Origin of the sequence: Micromonospora sp. C31 (genome assembly GCF_018070575.1) — a bacterium.
GTDB lineage: Bacteria > Actinomycetota > Actinomycetes > Mycobacteriales > Micromonosporaceae > Micromonospora.
In genome coordinates, this window is record NZ_JAGPXN010000075.1 from 1 (window position 1) to 559 (window position 559).

Genomic DNA, 559 nt, shown 5'->3' on the forward strand with positions numbered 1-559 from the left:
GGCCTCGAACTCGTAGATGCGGGCGGCGTTGTCGGTGGTGCTGGTGGGCGTGGTGATGGTGAGTCGGATGTGTCTGGCCTGGGTGGGGGAGACGTCGTGGGTGGTGGTGCTGGCGGTGTTGGCGGTGGCGGTCGCCGCCGTGGTCCAGGTGCTGCCGTCGGTGCTGGTCTGGATGGTGAAGTCGCGGGTGTTCCAGGCGGTGTTCTCGCCGCCGGCGCCCGCGTGTCTGACGACGAAGCGGTTCACGCTGCGGGTGGTGCCGAGGTCGACCCGCAGCCACCTGCTGGTGCCCGACGAGCACCACTTGTCGCTGTTACCGCCGGTCACGCTGCCGTTCACGGCCTTGGCCGGGCCCTCGGTGGCGGAACACGAACTGTCGGCCGACGCCGTCCGGCCCAGCGCGAGGTTCTCAGTGGGGGTCTGCCCACCGTAGGCCTCGAACTCGTAGATGCGGGCGGCGTTGTCGGTGGTGCTGGTGGGCGTGGTGATGGTGAGTCGGATGTGTCTGGCCTGGGTGGGGGAGACGTCGTGGGTGGTGGTGCTGGCGGTGTTGGCGGTG

General features: G+C 69.6%; 1 protein-coding gene. It reads right to left on the reverse strand.

The features are described from left to right. On the reverse strand, positions 1–559 hold a 559-nt coding region (locus tag KBX06_RS27510; RefSeq protein ID WP_210839968.1), incomplete at both ends, for a discoidin domain-containing protein.